This is a genomic window from Streptomyces sp. NPDC012888, from assembly GCF_042900645.1.
Taxonomy (GTDB): Bacteria; Actinomycetota; Actinomycetes; order Streptomycetales; family Streptomycetaceae; genus Streptomyces.
Genome location: NZ_JBIBBM010000017.1, coordinates 98,397 through 114,109, shown reverse-complemented (window position 1 = coordinate 114,109; position 15,713 = coordinate 98,397). Strand labels below are relative to the sequence as shown.

19 protein-coding genes are annotated in these 15,713 nt (G+C 73.6%); 10 read left to right on the top strand and 9 right to left on the bottom strand.

The features are described from left to right. Window position 1: 1 nt before the first annotated feature. The 6 genes from ACFY61_RS26575 to ACFY61_RS26550 all read right to left on the bottom strand — a co-directional run bounded on the left by ACFY61_RS26575 (window position 2) and on the right by ACFY61_RS26550 (window position 5,673). Window positions 2-1,084 (bottom strand): hypothetical protein, encoded by a 1,083-nt coding sequence (locus tag ACFY61_RS26575; RefSeq protein ID WP_389475841.1) that lies wholly within the window; start codon window positions 1,082-1,084, stop codon window positions 2-4. 82 nt (window positions 1,085-1,166) lie between these two features. Then, entirely contained in the window at window positions 1,167-1,289 is a 123-nt protein-coding gene (locus ACFY61_RS26570) for a hypothetical protein (RefSeq protein WP_389475839.1), read from the bottom strand. Between the two features lie 64 nt (window positions 1,290-1,353). Continuing rightward, the gene (locus ACFY61_RS26565) at window positions 1,354-1,551 is read right to left on the bottom strand and encodes a hypothetical protein (RefSeq protein WP_389475837.1); all 198 of its coding nucleotides are present in this window, start codon (window positions 1,549-1,551) and stop codon (window positions 1,354-1,356) included. Continuing rightward, complete coding sequence (locus ACFY61_RS26560; RefSeq protein ID WP_389475835.1) at window positions 1,548-2,234, bottom strand: hypothetical protein; 687 nt, start codon at window positions 2,232-2,234, stop codon at window positions 1,548-1,550. Before ACFY61_RS26560 ends, ACFY61_RS26565 begins: the two co-directional genes overlap by 4 nt. Beyond that, on the bottom strand, window positions 2,231-3,796 hold the full coding sequence (locus tag ACFY61_RS26555) for an amino acid adenylation domain-containing protein (RefSeq protein ID WP_389475833.1): 1,566 nt from the start codon (window positions 3,794-3,796) through the stop codon (window positions 2,231-2,233). The genes ACFY61_RS26560 and ACFY61_RS26555 overlap by 4 nt, the downstream gene beginning before the upstream one ends. Then, the gene (locus tag ACFY61_RS26550) at window positions 3,796-5,673 is read right to left on the bottom strand and encodes a B12-binding domain-containing radical SAM protein (RefSeq protein ID WP_389475832.1); all 1,878 of its coding nucleotides are present in this window, start codon (window positions 5,671-5,673) and stop codon (window positions 3,796-3,798) included. The genes ACFY61_RS26555 and ACFY61_RS26550 overlap by 1 nt, the downstream gene beginning before the upstream one ends. 292 nt (window positions 5,674-5,965) lie before the next feature. On the opposite strand from ACFY61_RS26550, the gene gntD reads away from it, so the two are divergent. From gntD to ACFY61_RS26535, 3 genes are all read left to right on the top strand, one after another. Next, entirely contained in the window at window positions 5,966-7,048 is a 1,083-nt protein-coding gene (gntD, locus tag ACFY61_RS26545; RefSeq protein ID WP_389475830.1) for a guanitoxin biosynthesis L-enduracididine beta-hydroxylase GntD, read from the top strand. Window positions 7,049-7,163: 115 nt separating this feature from the next. Continuing rightward, window positions 7,164-8,555 (top strand): MFS transporter, encoded by a 1,392-nt coding sequence (locus tag ACFY61_RS26540; protein WP_389475828.1) that lies wholly within the window; start codon window positions 7,164-7,166, stop codon window positions 8,553-8,555. Continuing rightward, the gene (locus tag ACFY61_RS26535) at window positions 8,552-10,186 is read left to right on the top strand and encodes an MBL fold metallo-hydrolase (protein WP_389475826.1); all 1,635 of its coding nucleotides are present in this window, start codon (window positions 8,552-8,554) and stop codon (window positions 10,184-10,186) included. The genes ACFY61_RS26540 and ACFY61_RS26535 overlap by 4 nt, the downstream gene beginning before the upstream one ends. Window positions 10,187-10,373: 187 nt before the next feature. Here the strand turns inward: ACFY61_RS26535 and ACFY61_RS26530 are convergent, their stop codons facing one another. Next, entirely contained in the window at window positions 10,374-10,841 is a 468-nt protein-coding gene (locus tag ACFY61_RS26530) for an NUDIX domain-containing protein (RefSeq protein WP_389475824.1), read from the bottom strand. Then, on the bottom strand, window positions 10,828-11,589 hold the full coding sequence (locus tag ACFY61_RS26525) for an XRE family transcriptional regulator (RefSeq protein ID WP_389475822.1): 762 nt from the start codon (window positions 11,587-11,589) through the stop codon (window positions 10,828-10,830). Before ACFY61_RS26525 ends, ACFY61_RS26530 begins: the two co-directional genes overlap by 14 nt. A 163-nt stretch (window positions 11,590-11,752) precedes the next feature. Between ACFY61_RS26525 and ACFY61_RS26520 the strand changes: the two genes are divergently transcribed. The 6 genes from ACFY61_RS26520 (at window position 11,753) to ACFY61_RS26495 (ending at window position 14,327) form a co-directional block, all read left to right on the top strand. Then, a complete protein-coding gene (locus tag ACFY61_RS26520; protein WP_389475820.1) occupies window positions 11,753-11,968 on the top strand; it encodes a hypothetical protein in 216 nt (71 codons plus the stop codon). After that, a complete protein-coding gene (locus tag ACFY61_RS26515; protein WP_389475818.1) occupies window positions 11,955-12,176 on the top strand; it encodes a hypothetical protein in 222 nt (73 codons plus the stop codon). Before ACFY61_RS26520 ends, ACFY61_RS26515 begins: the two co-directional genes overlap by 14 nt. Beyond that, entirely contained in the window at window positions 12,169-12,450 is a 282-nt protein-coding gene (locus ACFY61_RS26510; RefSeq protein WP_389475816.1) for a hypothetical protein, read from the top strand. The genes ACFY61_RS26515 and ACFY61_RS26510 overlap by 8 nt, the downstream gene beginning before the upstream one ends. Then, window positions 12,447-12,734 (top strand): hypothetical protein, encoded by a 288-nt coding sequence (locus ACFY61_RS26505; RefSeq protein ID WP_389475814.1) that lies wholly within the window; start codon window positions 12,447-12,449, stop codon window positions 12,732-12,734. The genes ACFY61_RS26510 and ACFY61_RS26505 overlap by 4 nt, the downstream gene beginning before the upstream one ends. Window positions 12,735-12,990: 256 nt before the next feature. Further along, window positions 12,991-13,155: a hypothetical protein gene (locus ACFY61_RS26500; protein WP_389475812.1), complete on the top strand. Its 165-nt coding sequence runs from the start codon at window positions 12,991-12,993 to the stop codon at window positions 13,153-13,155. Then, window positions 13,152-14,327, top strand: a complete 1,176-nt coding sequence (locus ACFY61_RS26495; RefSeq protein WP_389475810.1) for a methyltransferase domain-containing protein — start codon at window positions 13,152-13,154, stop codon at window positions 14,325-14,327. The genes ACFY61_RS26500 and ACFY61_RS26495 overlap by 4 nt, the downstream gene beginning before the upstream one ends. A gap of 120 nt (window positions 14,328-14,447) precedes the next feature. On the opposite strand, the gene ACFY61_RS26490 is transcribed toward ACFY61_RS26495, so the two are convergent. After that, window positions 14,448-14,969 (bottom strand): MarR family winged helix-turn-helix transcriptional regulator, encoded by a 522-nt coding sequence (locus tag ACFY61_RS26490; RefSeq protein WP_389475808.1) that lies wholly within the window; start codon window positions 14,967-14,969, stop codon window positions 14,448-14,450. Between the two features lie 218 nt (window positions 14,970-15,187). Here ACFY61_RS26490 and ACFY61_RS26485 point away from each other — a divergent pair, with 218 nt between their 5' ends. Further along, window positions 15,188-15,562, top strand: coding sequence for a cupin domain-containing protein (locus tag ACFY61_RS26485; RefSeq protein ID WP_389475806.1), 375 nt, complete (start codon window positions 15,188-15,190; stop codon window positions 15,560-15,562). Window positions 15,563-15,713: the final 151 nt, after the last annotated feature.

Genomic DNA, 15,713 nt, shown 5'->3' with positions numbered 1-15,713 from the left:
CTCAGACCCCGGCGGGCTGCCGGGACGGCAGGAGTCCCAGGGCCGGGAACAGCTCGACGTCACGGCCTTCGACGCCGCGCATCACCACGTCGATGGCGGTGCTCATCAGGTCGATGTGGAACTGGGTGAAGGTGCCCAGGCCCAGGCCGAGGTGGACGCCGGGGTGCCGCTCGTTGGCGAAGTAGTTGCCGGGGAGCAGCGGGGCGCAGGCCGCGTTGGTGCCGAAGCCGATCTCGTGCAGCTTGGCGTAGCGGTCGTCGCGGGCGAGCAGGCGTTCGAGGTTGGCGGCGAACTCGGTGCGGCCGGTGATGGCGGGGCGGACGGCGGTGATGCGGCCCTCGGTCAGCGTGACGATCGCCGGCTGGTCGGCCATCGGGGCGAGGTCGCGGTACACCTGCTCGGTCTCGGCCAGGCTGGTCTCGTGGCCGCCGCGGTGCACGATGGGCGCGCCCTGGAGGGTGATCTCGCCGTTCAGCGTGAAGTGGGTGTCGAGCTCGAACTCGCCGGAGGCGTTGACCAGCGAGCTGAGTTCGCCGGTGGGCAGGACCACCTGCTGGCCGGGCTGGAGCGGGCCGTGCAGCGAGAACCAGTGCTCGGAGAACTGGTGCCGGAACACGGCTTCGGTGCCGAACTCGCGGCCGAGGAAGAGCATGTCGTCGGCCTGGTCGAGGAGGGTGAGGAACTCCTCCTCGATGCCGATCTCGCGCTCGTAGTCGACGGCGGCGACGATGGCGGCGGTGTTGCGGAGGGTCTCCTCGGAGAAGGGCGCCGAGAAGCTGGAGAAGGCGCCCATCCGCATGCCTTCGAGGTCCTCGTCGTCGAAGTGGACGAACTCGTCGTCGGCGATCCACAGGACGGAGGCGCGGCGCCCGGACGCCCGCAGTGCGGCCATCTCGGCGATGAGGCCCGCGCGGGCCTCGGGGCCGGTCCAGTCGAACTCGCGGACCGGGACGCCGCTCTCCTCGACGGTGAGCGCGCTGCGCACGCCCGGCGACGTGACCAGGAGGAACACGTCCCCGAGGTCTCCTCCGAACAGCTTGCGGAACTGCTCGGGGCTGATCGGTACGGGCTGTGCGACGCTCATCGTCTACCTCCGTCGTGGCGAGCCGGGGTGCGCAGCCGTGCGCGGCGCACCCCGGAACGAGGGCTCACCCCGGTGCAAGGGCTCAGCCCTGGAGCCGGTCGTACTTCCCGTACTTGCTGATGCGGGAGCTGATCGACGGCTTGTCCTGGGCGGCCGTCTTCTTGTCGGCCTGTACGGACTGCTGGTCCATCTTGTTCTGGGTCATGTCGACTCCTCGTCGTGTTCTGGTGGAGCTCCGGGTCCGCGGGGTGCGGGCCCGGCGTCTGGGGTCACGGAGCGGGATGTTCCGCTGCCGCGAGGCGGAGGAGGGCGGCCGCGTCGGCACCGTGTGCGCGCAGCCGCTCGGGGTCGAGCCCGGCACCGAGCCGGGCCGCCGCTCCTCGGGCGAGTTCCACGGCGGCCTCCACGAGGTGGCCGCCGATGCTGACGGGGTAGAGGGTGGTCCCGAGCGTCTGGCTGGTGATCACCGGTCGGCTCCTTCCAGGGCGCGGGCGGCGTCCGCCGCCAGGGTGCGCAGGGCCTGGGCGGCCTGCGCGGCGTCCGGGTCGGTGTCCAGCTGTTCGGCCAGCGCGGCCAGTCCGAGGACGGAGCGGCGGCGCGGGGCGGCCGGGAGCCGTTCCAGTTCCGCCGCGATCCAGCGGGCCTGTTCCTCGGCGAGGACGAGCCGGCCTTCGTCGTCGGTGAGCTGCAGGGCGGCCCGGCCCACCAGGGGCGGGGCGCCGCCGTTGACGGCCTCGAGTACGGGGGCGAGTTCGGCGCCGCAGGCCATGACGGCGCCGGCGGCGCGGGCCCCGCCCGGGACCTGCTGGAGGCGGACGCTCAGGTTGAGCAGCAGGACGACGGCGGCCCGCAGCAGGGCGGGGTCGGCGATCCGGCAGAGCTCCTCGTAGAGCCGGGACACCGCGTCGGGCACGAGGCCGACGGTGGCGTCCTCGCCCTCTCCCTCGACCTCGATCCAGCCGGGGACGGGGGCGGGTTCCTCGGGCCGGGCGGTGGCCGTGTCCAGGGCGTCGGCGAACGCCGCGAGCTCGCGGGCGGCGTCGGTGGAGCCCGCCTGGCGCAGGCCGTCGGCGAACTCCCGCACGGGGGCTCCCGGGGAGGGGGCCGGCGAGGGTGGGGCGGCCGGCGGGTTCGTGGTGGTGGCGGTCACCGTGTCTCCTCTCGGTCGGTGCGGGCGGCCGGGGCGGCTGCCAGGGCGCGGTGGTCGACCTTGTCGTTGACGGTGCGGGGCAGCCGGGTGTGGAACTCGACCCGGGCGGGCACCATGGCGGCGGGCAGCCGGCCGGCCAGTTCGGCGCGCAGGGCGCCGGCCGCGGCGGATGGTTCGGCGGGCGGTTCGGCGGGCACCACGTGGGCGACCAGGCGGGCGCGGTCGCCCGCGCCGGCCACGGTGACCGCGGCGGCGGCGACTCCGGTGCAGGCGGCCAGCGCCGCCTCGACCTCGCCGGGTTCCACGCGGACCCCGGAGATCTTCACCTGGCGGTCGCGGCGCCCGTGGTAGACGAGGACCCCGTCGGCCCCGCGGGTGACCAGGTCGCCGGTGCGGAAGGCGCGGCGGCCGTCGGGCAGCGTGGGAAAGGCGCGGGCGGTGGCCGTCCCGTCACCGGCGTAGCCGTCGGCCAGGCAGGGTCCGGTGACGTGGAGTTCGCCGGGGACGCCGGCCGGTACCGGGCGCAGGGCGTCGTCCAGGACCAGGGCGGAGCGGCCGTCCAGGGCCCGTCCGATGGGCAGGGTCTCGCCGGCCGGGAGGGCCCCGGTGGCGCGCGGCACCTCGTACAGGGTGGAGGTGACCACGCCCTCGGTGGGTCCGTAGGCGTTGAGCAGGCGGACGGTGCCCATGGGCGAGTCCAGCCAGCGGCGGGCGGCCGCGGTGGTGGCGGCCTCTCCTCCGATCAGGACGAGGTCCAGGGTGGCGGGCGGGCGCAGGTCCTCCCGTGCGGCGGCTTCGGCGCCGAGCAGGGTCCAGTAGGCGGTGGGCAGCTGCCACATGGTGATGCCGTGGGCGTCGGTGACGTCGAGCAGCTCGGGCAGCGACCACAGGCCCCCGTCGCGGAGCACGACGCGGCCACCGGCCAGCAGGGTGGGCCAGATCTCCTCCAGCGCGACGTCGAAGCCGGGTGAGGCGAACTGGAGGGTGACGCTGTCCGGGGTGAGCCGGTAGGCCCCGGCGGCGACCTCGCAGTGCCGGGCGAAGGGGCCGTGGGAGATCCGTACGCCCTTGGGCACGCCGGTGGAGCCGGAGGTGAAGAGCAGGTAGGCGGGGTCGTCGGCGGCGGGCGGGCGGGGGAAGCCGGCGGGCGTGGCGTCCCCGGTGGCCGTGACGTCCACTTCCAGGGCGGCGGCGCCGAGTTCGGCGGCCCAGAAGGCGGCGCGCCGGGGCGAGGCGACCAGCGCGGTGCGGGCTCCGGCCAGCTCCATGGCGCGGCGCACCCGGGCGGGCGGCTGGGCGTCGTCGAGCGGGGCGCAGACCAGTCCGGCGCCTGCGGCGGCGACCAGGGCCACGACGAGTTCGGGCACGGACGCGGCGACCAGTGCGACGGTGTCTCCGGGGCGGGCGCCCCGGGCGTGCAGCCGGCCGGCCAGGGTGCGGGCGGCGGCGGCCAGGGCGCCGTAGGTCAGGGTGGATCCGGGGGAGCCGGGGAGTTCGACGGCGGTGCGGCCGGGTTCTTCCGCCGCCCTGGTGAGGACGCGGCCGGCGAGGTCGGGGGCCATCAGCGCATCCTCGCGGCGGGCGGTTCGAAGCTGGTGACGTGCACGCCGGGGTTCAGGCCTGCGGCCGGGGAGCGGAAGTAGCCGGCCCAGTCGTGGGTGAACAGCTCGACCCGGGTGGTTCCGGACTCGGCGACGGTGAACACGGAGGCGCGCTGGTAGCGGAGCAGTTCCTCCAGCCGGTCGTCGATCTTCACCCCGGCGTCCTGGAGGTGGTCGCGGAGTTCGGCGTGGAAGGCGTCGAGTTCGTTCTGGACGCAGGCCCACACCCACTCGTAGATCAGCCAGGACTCCTTGCCGGGGACCCAGCGTTCGAGCTTCTCCATCATGTCGGGCTGGGAGGCGACCTTCCCCTCGTTGGGGACGGCCGGCGACTCCAGGTAGGTCCACAGCAGGGCGCGGGCCCGCTCGACGGCCCGGCCGAGGACGGTGCCGGCGTCGGCGAGGGCGGCGTCGGCCAGCGAGCGGTAGAGGTCCTCGTAGCCGAGGACGCCCTCGTGGTGCAGGTAGATCGCCAGCTGCCGGGTGATGCCGCGGTTGTGGAGGGCCTGGAGCACCGCACCGAAGAGGTACATGCGCACCCAGTCCTCGCGGGTCATCGTGGAGTGGGCGACGACGACCTCGACCTCCTCCACGTCGTCGGGGAGGTAGGTGCGGGTGATGGTCTCCAGGGCGTACTGCTCGCGGTGGGCGGCGCTGCCCATCTCGGCGTTGGGCAGCAGCACGCACTCGTAGATCATGATGTCGTCGTGGATGCCGATCTCCAGCATCCGGCACAGGCCGCGGGCGAAGGTGTCGGGGGTCTCGTGCGGCAGCCCGATGATCACTTCGGTGTAGGTCTCGACGCCGCGCTCGCGGAAGCCCTCGGCGAGCTTCTCGTAGTTCTTGGCCGGCATGTTGGAGCGCTTGACCTGTTCCAGCACGTCGGAGGTGCCGCTCTGCATCGCGAGGATGGTCCCGTTGGACATCCCGTTCAGCGCGAACATCGAGCTGATCTGCACGATCCGGTCGTTGGCGTTCTTGGCGTAGCTGGTGACGAACTTGCCGGGGAATCCCGTCTCCTGCTTGTTGCGGACGAGGTGCTCGGCGAGGCCGACGTCCCGCGGGAGGATCCCGAAGTTGGCGTCGGCGCACAGGATCGCGGACACGTTCTGCTCGGTGAAGAAGTCGATCTCGGCGTGCAGCCGGTCCTCGTCGAACTTGCGGATCTTGGACTGGTTGGCGGAGCCCCAGTCGCAGAAGGTGCAGCTGTAGGGGCAGCCGCGGTTGGTCTCCCACAGCACGGTCGGCTTGTAGCCGGCCGCGCGGGCCGCGTCGAAGGAGGCGTCCATCAGGCCGGTCAGCCAGGGGCTCGGCACGTCGATCTCGCGGGGCAGCTGCCCGCCGAGCGGGTTCCGCCGGACCTTTCCGTCACGGTCGCGCCAGCTGAGCGACGGCACCGAGGAGAAGTCGGGCTCGTCCTGGAGGAGGGCCCGCAGCAGTTCGGAGAACGGGGCCTCGCCCTCCTTGTGGACGGCGAAGTCCACGTACGGGTGGGTGCGGAGGAACTCGGTCGCGTTGTCCGGGACGTGCGGGCCGCCGACGACGGTGACCACGTCCGGGAAGCGCTCCTTGACGGCACGGCAGGCCGCCATGTTCTTGTTGAAGTTCCACAGGTAGCAGGACATCGCGAAGACCGCCGGGTCATCCATCCGCGAGGCCGGGTCGGCCGCCTGCTCGGGCAGGAAGAACGGCTCCTCGAAGGCGTAGGCCTCGACGAGGTCCGGCTGCGTCTCGGCGTAGCTGCGCAGGGCGCCCCAGACGACGGGGAGGTAGGCGGACCGGCTGAAGGCGGACATGTAGATCCTGCGCTTCGCGGCGTTCACCGTGGCCGTACGCACGTTGGCTCACCTCATCCCGCTCGGGGTCGGTCCGTCTTCCGCCGGACCGCTGGTTCGACGTGAACAGGACAACGCCCCCGGCTCAAGCGGCGCTTGACAACCGCCGGAGGTGGCGGCGGCCGTCCCGGGCCGCGGCTTGACAGCGACCGGGTGAGGCGACCGCCCGCACGCCCTCCGCCCGCTCCCGCCGACCTCCGCCCGGCCCCCGCGGGGGCTCCCACCAGCGTGTCGACCGACATTCGAGTCGCTCCTGAGAGGCTGCGGCGACCTCTCGTTCCGAAGGGGAGCCACCATGCAGACCATCGCACCGCCCGCCGCGGCACCCGCCGCGGCACCCCCGGCGGGACCCGGCGTCCCGCGCATCGTCCTGCTGCCCGACGAGCGCCACCGGGTCGCCGCGCTCGCCCACGAGTTCGCGCGCGCCTCGGCCTCGCTCGACGCCCAGCGGACCCTCCAGCTCGCCGCGCTGATGGCGCACGAACTGCCCCGTCCGCTCCGCCGGCTGATGACCGAGTTCCGGCTGGCCGGCGTCCCGCACGCGGGTTTCCTGATCAGCGGACTGCTGGTCGACGGCGACGCGCTGGGCGCCACCCCGCGCAGCTACACCGAGCGCCCGGACCGGCCGGAGCTGCGGCACGCCGACGCGGTGCTGTGCCTGGTCGGCTCGCTGCTCGGCGAACCGTTCTCGTTCAGCAGCCAGCAGGGCGGACGGCTGATCCTCGACCTGTTCCCGGTGCCCGGCCACGAGTTCGACCAGCTCGGCTCGGGTTCCACGGCCATGCTGGACTGGCACACCGAGGACGCCTTCCACCCGCACCGGGCGGACTGGATGGTCCTGCTGGGCCTGCGCAACCACGACGGGGTCGCCACCACCTTCGCGGCGATGGAGGACATCGAGCTTTCGGAGGAGCACCGCGCGGTGCTGTTCCAGAAGCGGTTCGCGATCCTCCCGGACCAGTCGCACACCCAGGGCTTCAACCTGGCCACGGGCACCGACGGCGCGGGCGAGGACGAGCGGTTCCGGCGCATCGACGCCATGGCGGGCCGGCCCGAGCCGATCGCCCTGCTCGAAGGGGATCCGGCCGCGCCCTGGCTGCGCGTGGACCCGCCGTTCATGCACACCAACCCGCTCGACCCCGAGGCGTCCGAGGCGCAGGACGCGCTGCTGGCCGCCATCGAGGCGAAGCTGACCGACGTGGTGGTCGGACCCGGCGACCTGTTCGTCATCGACAACAAGCGCGCGGTGCACGGCCGGCGGCCGTTCGCGGCCCGCTACGACGGCACGGACCGCTGGCTCAAGCGCATCAACCTCACCGCCGACCTGCGGCGCAGCGCCGGCTCACGCGGCGGCGACCACGGGCGGGCCGTGCTCTGACCCGTCGGGCCGCCGGCCCCGACCGCGGTGTGCCCGGTCCACCGCCCGACCGCTCCGCCCGTCCACCCGCCGCCCCCGTTCCCTCCGCTTCGCCGCCCCGAAAGGACCGAAGGTCTTGGCCGCAGAACCCAATCTGATCCGACGCCACCGCCTGTTCCGCCGCTTCTGGCTGGCCCGGGCGGTCTCGCTGATCGGCGACGGCGCGGCCATGGTGGCCCTCGTCCTCCTGGTCAGCCGGGGCGAGCACGCGGGCACCGCGGTCTCGCTGATCCTGCTGGCCGAGTCCGTGCCGCGGTTCTTCGGACCGCTGGCCGGGGCCCTCGCCGACCGGATGGGCGTACGGCGGCTGCTGATCGCCGCCGAGCTGGTGCAGGCCGCCGTGTTCGGCACGATCGTGCTGGCCCGCCCGGGCCTGGCGGTGCTGGTGCCCCTGGTCGCGGTCGCCGCCGCCGCGTCCACCGTGTTCTCCGCGGCCGGCCGTACCGTCGTCCCGCGGATCGTCGACGACGCCGACCTCATGCCGGCCAACGCCTGGCTGGGCACCGCCTTCAACCTCCAGGCGGCGCTGGGCCCGGTGCTCGGCGGCGTGTTCTCCGCCTGGGGCAGCGAGTACGGGGCGCTGGCGGTCAACGCGGGCAGCTTCCTGTTCTCGGCCCTGCTGCTCACCGGCATCCCGGCGCTGGAGCCGCTGCGCACCGGTGAACGCCGGACCCTGCTCGGCGACACCGTGGAGGGCCTGAAGTTCGTGCGGCACCACCGGGTGGCGCGGGCCATCGTGCTGCTGCTCCTGCTCGGCCTGTTCTTCGGCTCGCTGGACAACCTGGCGCTGGTCTTCCTGGCCGAGCAGTCGCTGGGCACCGGCGAGACCGGCTACGGCGTGCTCGCGGCCTCGTTCGGCGTGGCCATGGTGGCCGCCTCGCTGTGGCTGGTCCGCGCGGCCGAGAGCCGCTCCCCGGTGTGGGTGCTGCTCGCGGGCTGGTTCTTCACCGGGCTCGGGCTGCTGCTGACCGCGGCCGCCCCGGTGCTGCTGGCCGCGGTCGCGATGCAGCTGATCGCCGGCCTGGGCAACGGCGTGGCCAACGTCGGCGAGGAGACCCTGCTGCAGAAGGCGGTGCCCGCGGAGGTGCTGGGCCGGGTCGGCGGCACGCTGTCGTCCGCCGCGTTCTTCGGCAGCACGGCCGGCTACCTGGCCGGCGGCCTGCTCGGCCCGGAGGACAACGCCCGGCTGGTCTTCGTGATCGCCGGCGGCGGGATCTTCCTGGCCCTGGCCCTGTGCGGCCCGGCCCTGCTCTCCGCCCGCGCCTCGCTCGCCGCGGCACCGGACCCGGAACCGGGCGTGGACGACGCCGCCACCGGAACCGCCACCGAGGCCGACGGCGACGCGGTCATCGCGCCCGCCGGTGGCACCGCGCCCGCCGCGCAGGCCGGTCCGGCGGCGGCCGGCGGTTCCCCCGCAGCCAAGCCCGCCCCGGCGGGCTCCGTATCGCAGTCCGGAGGTACCACGTGAGTTCCGTCCTCAACGGACGCCCGGTGAAGGGATACCTCAGCCCGGCGGCCGTCCCGCAGCCGCTGCTGCACCGGTGGTACGCGTGGTGCCACCTCGTGCCGCCGCACACCGCCGCCCTGAACCTGCGCGAGCGGTACCTGCCGCAGCTGCGGAGCTACCTGCGCTCCCCCCAGGTGCACGCGTCGGCGCTGGCCAACCCGGCCCGTTACGGCGGACCGTTCCTCGCCCCGTACGGCGGGGAGCCCGCCGACGCCGAGGCCCTGCTGACCGGCACCGAGCGGGCCGCGGCGGGCCTGCTGCGGCTGGCCGAGGACATCAAGGCCGGCCAGCGGATGCTCGCCGAACAGGCCGACGGCCGCCCCATGGAGTCGCTGTACGCGCGGCTCCCGGAGAGCCTGCGCGGTCTGGTGGAGCTGGTCTACGACACCGGCAACCGGCCCCGGCTGCGCTTCTTCGAACCGCTGGTGCACCGGGCGTTCGCCGCCGAGCTGGCCGCGGGCCAGGAGGTGTCCCTCGCTCCGCGCACCGACCTGGAGCAGCCGTTCACCTTCGGCAGCCCGGTCCTGCGCAACCCCCGGCGGGTGGACCTGAAGGTCCCGTTCGCCGACCCCCGCCTCGACGAGCTGTTCGCGGCCCGCCGGACCGCGGCCGACGTGCCGGCCCTGGCAGAGCTGCTGCTCGGCGACCGTCCCGAGGAGGAGCGCGTGGCCGCCTTCGCCGGGCTGTTCACCGAGACCGCCCCGGCGCCGTACGAGCCGGCCCCGGCGGGTGCGGTGCGGATGCGCTACCTCAACCACGCCACCGTACTGCTGGAGACGGGCTCCACGGCGGTCCTGCTCGACCCCCTGCCCGGCTACGCCGACGACGGCCACCGGCACTTCACGCTGGCCGACCTGCCCGAGCGGCTGGACGCGGTCGTGCTCAGCCACCTGCACTGCGACCACGTGTCCGTGGAAGCGCTGCTCCAGCTCCGGCACCGGGTGGACACCGTGGTGGTCCCCCGGGGCGGCGGCGGCTCCCTGGAGGACCCCAGCCCCAAGCTGCTGCTCCAGGCGCTGGGCTTCACCTCGGTGGTGGAGCTGGGCGAGATGGAGTCGGCGGCGCTGGGCGAGGACGCCGAAGTCACCATGCTGCCGTTCCTCGGCGAGCACGGCGACCTCGACATCCGCTCCAAGGCGGTGCCGCTGGTGGAGATCGGCGGCCGGCGGGTGCTGTTCGCCACGGACGCCGTGGACATCGACCCGGACCTGTACCGGCGGGTGCGGGAGAGCACCGGTGACGTGGACACCGTCTTCATCGGGCTGGAGTGCGTGGGCGCGCCGATGTCCTGGCTGTACGGGCCGCTGATGGAGGGCGCCCAGGACCGGGCGCACGACCAGGCGCGCCGGCTCAAGGGCTGCGACGCCGACATGGCGGAGCGGCTGGTCAAGCGGTTCGGCGCGGACGAGGTCTTCGTGTACGCGCTGGGCCTGGAGCCCTGGTTGCGGCACCTGACCGGGTCCAGCTACGAGCCGGAGTCGGAGCAGATCCGGCAGACCGAACTGCTGCTGGACCGCTGCCGGGACCGGGGCGTTCCCGCCGAGCTGCTCTACCTGCGCGGCGAGCGCCTCTGGCCCCGACGCGCGGCCTGAGGCCGGCGGGGGTCCCGGCCATGTGCCGGGGTCCCCGCGCGCTCCGGGACGTTCCAGGGCCTGGGCCTGCTTGCCTGCCGGGTGACCCGACGGGGGATTCGGCTGGGGGCGCCCCCTCGGGGCCGCCGGAACGGCACGAGTCGGCGCCGCTGGTGGCCCGGGCCCGAGGTCTGGATCGGCACGGCACTCATCGGACCACCGGGCCGGCACCGGCCCGCCAGTCGTCGATCCGCTTGCGGATGCTCGAAACCATGGGCAGGTCGTCGATCGCCTCAGGGGCGAACCACGCCACCTCGAAGGACTCGTCCGAGGCCCGCAGCGTGCCGCCGGTGGGGCGGGCGAGCAGACAGATGGAGAATTCCTGCCGCACCTCGCCGTCTTCGTACGCGAACACGTGCCCGGGGTTGGTGTACGTCCCCACGATCCCTGTGATCTCCACGGTGAGGCCGGTCTCCTCCAGCGTCTCCCGGCTCGCGCACTGCGCGATGGACTCCCCCAGTTCCATCACTCCGCCGGGCAGCGCCCACATTCCGTTGTCCGTGCGCCGCTGCAGTAGGACGCGGCCGGCGTCGTCCACCACGACCGCCGAGGCCGCGGGAACCAGGCTGTTCGCCTTCGGGGCGTTCGGGTCGTCTTCATAGTCACGCCTGGGCATTGTCGGCGGCCTCCCGGATGTCGCGTCCGCGGCTCCACAACTCCTCGACGTGCGCGGCGAAGCGGTCGAACACGCCGTCTGCCTGACAGCGTCGCAGGTGCATCATCGGTGAGTCGTGCCCGACCTTGCGGGCCAGGTGCGGCGTCACGATCATCTCGTCGTCGAAGCGAAAGACGGAAAGACCGACGTGTCCCGTCTCCAAGCGGCCCTCGATCTGGGGCACGTCCTGGAGTTTCGCCAGCTCGGCGAGGGTGACGGCGATCCGCGTCGACAGGGTGAGCGGCACGCCCTCCTCTTCCTCGCGTGCGGCCGTCACCGGACTGTCAGGGTCGCCGATCAGGAAGCGGATTCGGCATCCGGTGTCAGCCTTCCGCCGCAGGGCGCCGCTCAGGTTCGCCTGCTCCAGCCACAGGAAGTAGTTGGTGTACCCGGCGAAGACCAGTTCCCGTCGCGCCTTGGTGATCAAGGAACGCCAGAGGCTCGCGGGTGCCGCCGAGCGGTACGGGTAGACCTGGACGAGTTCGCGGTTGGGCCCCGTCGTGACAGCCGAACGGATCGCAGTGGGCCACAAGTTCTGTTCCTCCTCGCGTAAAGCCTCGCAGGCTGCCCACCGGTGCCGGGCGTGAGGGATGCGGTTGGGCTCGGTGATCCAGCGCGCCACCGTCTTGGCGTCGACCCCGCAAAGCTCTGCGAGCTGCGTTTCGGTCATGTTCGCATCGGCCATGGCCCGACGCAGGGCGTGATTCATTGTTCGCCTCCCGGGGACGTACGGCCCTGTGCGAACGCTAGCCAGGGAACGTCCCAAACGTCCTGCGAACGGGGTGGGAACGCCCCCTTTGACGTCGCAACATCATTACCGCACCGGCACGGAGAGTCATCAAACCTGCAAGACGGAAGGGGGCACGGCGGCCATGGCGCAGGAGCTTCCGAAGCGCGTACGACGGCTGAGCGAGCTGGACGTCGCCATAGCTCGGAAGGCGTTCCACAGGCTGGGGCGGGAGGACGTTCCGCTGCCGGAGTGGGTGCCGGTCTACGCGGCGCCGGTCCGGGCGACGGTCGGGGCCTCCCCGGCGATCCTGCGGGCCCTGGCGGCCGGACTGGAGGGACTGTCCGATGAGCAGCAGTGAGACGGGAGCGCCCCCCGTGCTGCGCACACCGGACCTCGAACCCGTGCCGGTGCCGGGGTGCCCGGTCTGCGAGGCCGCGGCCCGGCACCGGGAGACGGTCCGGCTGCTGGGTAGCGCGATCAGCTTGTACACCGCCAACAAGACGATCCGGCAGCACCCGCACCGCCGGGCGGCCGGCTGCGAGGCGGGCGGTGGGGCCGGTGGCTGAGTGCTTGGACTACGTGCGGTTCCCGACGGCACTGGCCGAGCAGATCGCGCGGCGCCGGCCGGTGAACGACGACCGCTCCGACGCACCGTACATGGACCTGCTGTGCCACGGCGGCCCGCACCTCGCGCCGCGGTTTCCCCTGGGCGGCCGGTGCCCGGTGACGGTGTGGGTGCGGTGGTCGAGCGCGGTGGCACCCGAGCTGACCGAGCCGGCGCACTGCCGAGGACCCCACGCGGGAGGCGCCTTCCCGCTGCACGCGGAGGCGGCGCGGTGAAGCCGGATGAGGTCTTCCGGTTCACGGCGGCGGAACGCGAGCAGCTGGAACGGGGGTGGGCGGAGATGGTGGCGGAGCGCGAGGTGGAGCAGTGGAGGGCCGCCATCGGCGCGGCGGCTCCCGGGTTGGTTGCGCAGGCGGTGAAGGCGTCGCGCGTGGCGGGCCGGCGGGGCCGGATGCGGCGGGCGTACGGCTACGCGACCCGGTTCGCGGGGGTGCTGACGGTGTGTGTGGTCGCCGGCAGTGTCGGCTTGTTCTTGGCGGCGGCGGTGGCGGCGCGGTGAGGCAGCCGGCGCTGCCGGGGCGGGGGTGCGGGTCCCCGCGTCCTCGCCGGCCGAGATGGTGCAGGGGGCGTGATGGCCGCGTGCGCCCCGCGGTCCCGCTCGGTCCCGCTCGGTCCCGCTCGGTCCCGCTCGGTCCCGCTCGTCCGCTCACCCCTCGGGCGGGCGGGACCGCCCCCGGACTCCGGCCCGGTCGCTTCGAGGATGAGCGGTCGTGCCGGCCTGCAAGTACCTGGTCGTTCGAGACGAAGGAGTACCCGTGCGCATCGAGTTCATGACGGCCGCCGACGGCGGCCTGCACGGCAGTGGCGGAGGCGGCGGTCAGGGGGGCGACGGGCACCCGGGCCAGCCGTGGACGCCGCCGCAGGAACCGCCGAACCCCGACGGGTCCACCCCGCCCGGCGACGGGACGCACCGCAAATGACGCACGACGCTCGTGTGGACCGCCCCAGCCGTAAGGAGCTTGGGCGGCTCCTGATGGAGACGCGCGCGATGTCGTCGGACTGGGCGCCGACCTTCGCGACCGTGGACCGCGCCGCGTTCCTGCCCGACCTGATGTGGCCCTTCGACGTCGCACGGCAGAGCAGCACAGTCGCGGACCGCGCGGAGGACCCCGAGGGCTGGTTCGCGGCGGCGGACGCCAACGATCCGATCGTGACGCAGTGGGACGACGGCCGACACCGCGGCCGGGAGCCTGGGAGGGTGTCGACGTCGTCCTCGTCGATGCCGTCGGTGGTGTACTCCCTGCTGCAGGACCTGGACGTCGACGACGGCATGACGGTCCTCGACGTGGGCACGGGGACGGGTGAGACGGCCGGGGCGCTCGCGCACCGGCTGGGCGGCGGCAACGTGACGACGATAGAAGTGGACCGCGCCGTGTCCGCCCATGCCCGTGAGCGGCTGTGCACGCTGGGGCTGTACCCGCGGGTCCTCGTGGGGGACGGCTTCGGGGGCGACCCGGCGGGCGGCCCGTACGACCGGATCCTCGCCACGGTCGGCTTGCGCTGCTTCCCCGGCGCGTGGGTGGAGCAGGTCCGCCACGGGGGGCTGATCGTCGCCCCCTGGGGGACGCACTTCACCTCCGGCGACGCCGTCGCCTGCCTGCGGGTCAAGGGCGGGGAGGCTTCGGGGCGGTTCACCCGGCACGTGGAGTTCATGAAGCTCCGCGCGCAGCGGGTGGGGGCACGGCCACACGCCGAGTACCTGGAGGCGGGCGCGTTCGCGAACGCGGTGACGAGCACGACGGAGGTGGCCGAGGCGGATTTCGTGACCGGCCGGTACACCGACCTGCCGTTCGTGCTCGGGCTGCGCGTGCCGGACGTCGTGCAGGCCGTCGCGGACAAGCGGGACGGTTCGCGCCCCGTGTGGTTCTACAGCCGCTCCGACCTGTCTTGGGCGTGCGTGATGTTCCGCGACGGCCGCGAGCACGCGCAGGTGTGGCAGTCCGGGCCGCGCCGCCTGTGGGACGAGGTCTTCGAGGCGTACGGGTGGTGGTTCCGCCAGGGCCGGCCCACCGTGGAACGGTTCGGCCTCACGGTGGGCCCCCACGGGCACCGGGTCTGGCTGGACCACCCGGGCAGCCACTGGGCCGTGTGAAGGCAGAAAGGCGCCCCCGCGCGACCCCGTGAGGGCGGTGCGGGGGCCGGCGGCCGGACGAGAAGACGGTCAGGAGGTCCGTCGGACAGAACCCGGGCGCCGCTCCGGGCCCGGCCCCCGTCACCACAGGGGACGCAGCGGTGGTAGGTCGTCCCCGTCCGTCATCGCCCTGATGAGGGCGGCGAGTTCGGTGCGCGGGATCCTGCGGTCCTGGGCGCCGAGCCGCTGTTCGAGCTCGCTCTCCAGCTCGAAGAGGATGCGTCCGGCGACGGCCAGGTGCCGCATCGCCTTGTCGGTGAGGACGACGAGCTTGCGCCGCCCGCCCGCCGGGTGGGGGCGCCGTTCGACGTAGCCGCGGCCGGCGAGGTCGTCGACGATCTGGCCGGCCGCCTGTTTGGTGACGCCGAGGACCTCCGCCAGCTCGCTGCTGGTGGCGCCGGAGCCGTGCAGGGCCTGGAAGACCAGGCCGTGGACGGGCCGCAGGTCGTCGTAGCCGGCCGCTTCGAGGCGGCTGACGAACTCGGACAGGACGAGTTGGAAGGACATGCCGAGCAGGTACGTCAGCTCGGCCCGGGCCAGCGGGTCCCCGGGCTGCCGCGCTGGCGTTCCGCCGGTCGGTGCGGTCTGCGCTGTGGACTCCATCGGGTCATGCTCGCACACCTTGGAAAGACGCTTTACTCCCATACGCCCACCCTTCTTCCGTGCCCCGGGACCCCCCGCTCCAGCGGGACTCCACCGGAATCCGACCGCACGGGGGCAGATTCCCGGGGCGGCCCCGTCCATCCGTTTGACACCCGCGAATAAAGCAGCTTTACTCATGCCGCTAGCCCAAGTAAAGCTTCTTTACACAGGAGGTCGCCATGAACGTGGTCAGCGAGAGCGAGCAGCGGACCACCCGCACCCCGTCGGGCGCGATGTTCGGACTCGCCGCCCCGAGCACGGGCAGCACCGAGGTCAGCACGTGGCGCGTGGAGATCGGCGCGGGCTCCTCGACGCCGGCCCACATCATCGACCGCGAGCAGATCTGGATGCCGCTCACCGGCGCCTTCGACGTGACCGTCGACGGCGAGGCCGGTCAGGTCAAGGCCGGCGAGGCGCTGGTCGTCCCGGCCGGCGTGGTGCGCCAGCTCACCGCGGTCGGCGACACCCAGGCGCTCGTCGCCATGGCGGTCGGCGGCAAGGCCAGCATGCCGGGCAACGAGGACAACAAGATCCCGCTGCCCTGGGCCGAGTAATCCCGAGCGGCCCGGCGGCCAGGGCCGCGGGGGGGGGGGCGGCGGGGGGGGGGGGGCGGGGCCCCCCCCCCCCGCGGCCGGCCCCCCCCCCCCCCGCCGGGGGCGGGGCCCCCCCCCCCCCCCGCCCGCCCCCCCCGCCGGCCCCCCCGCC

What these genes read in the sequence shown, in the direction of transcription:
- ACFY61_RS26570 (WP_389475839.1), bottom strand. Translation starts at nt 1,289, where the DNA reads ATGACCCAGAACAAGATGGACCAGCAGTCCGTACAGGCCGACAAGAAG.
- ACFY61_RS26495 (WP_389475810.1), top strand. Translation starts at nt 13,152, where the DNA reads ATGACGCACGACGCTCGTGTGGACCGCCCCAGCCGTAAGGAGCTTGGG.
- ACFY61_RS26490 (WP_389475808.1), bottom strand. Translation starts at nt 14,969, where the DNA reads ATGGAGTCCACAGCGCAGACCGCACCGACCGGCGGAACGCCAGCGCGG.
- ACFY61_RS26525 (WP_389475822.1), bottom strand. Translation starts at nt 11,589, where the DNA reads ATGAATCACGCCCTGCGTCGGGCCATGGCCGATGCGAACATGACCGAA.
- ACFY61_RS26515 (WP_389475818.1), top strand. Translation starts at nt 11,955, where the DNA reads ATGAGCAGCAGTGAGACGGGAGCGCCCCCCGTGCTGCGCACACCGGAC.
- gntD (WP_389475830.1), top strand. Translation starts at nt 5,966, where the DNA reads ATGCAGACCATCGCACCGCCCGCCGCGGCACCCGCCGCGGCACCCCCG.
- ACFY61_RS26520 (WP_389475820.1), top strand. Translation starts at nt 11,753, where the DNA reads ATGGCGCAGGAGCTTCCGAAGCGCGTACGACGGCTGAGCGAGCTGGAC.
- ACFY61_RS26485 (WP_389475806.1), top strand. Translation starts at nt 15,188, where the DNA reads ATGAACGTGGTCAGCGAGAGCGAGCAGCGGACCACCCGCACCCCGTCG.
- ACFY61_RS26575 (WP_389475841.1), bottom strand. Translation starts at nt 1,084, where the DNA reads ATGAGCGTCGCACAGCCCGTACCGATCAGCCCCGAGCAGTTCCGCAAG.
- ACFY61_RS26530 (WP_389475824.1), bottom strand. Translation starts at nt 10,841, where the DNA reads ATGCCCAGGCGTGACTATGAAGACGACCCGAACGCCCCGAAGGCGAAC.
- ACFY61_RS26555 (WP_389475833.1), bottom strand. Translation starts at nt 3,796, where the DNA reads ATGGCCCCCGACCTCGCCGGCCGCGTCCTCACCAGGGCGGCGGAAGAA.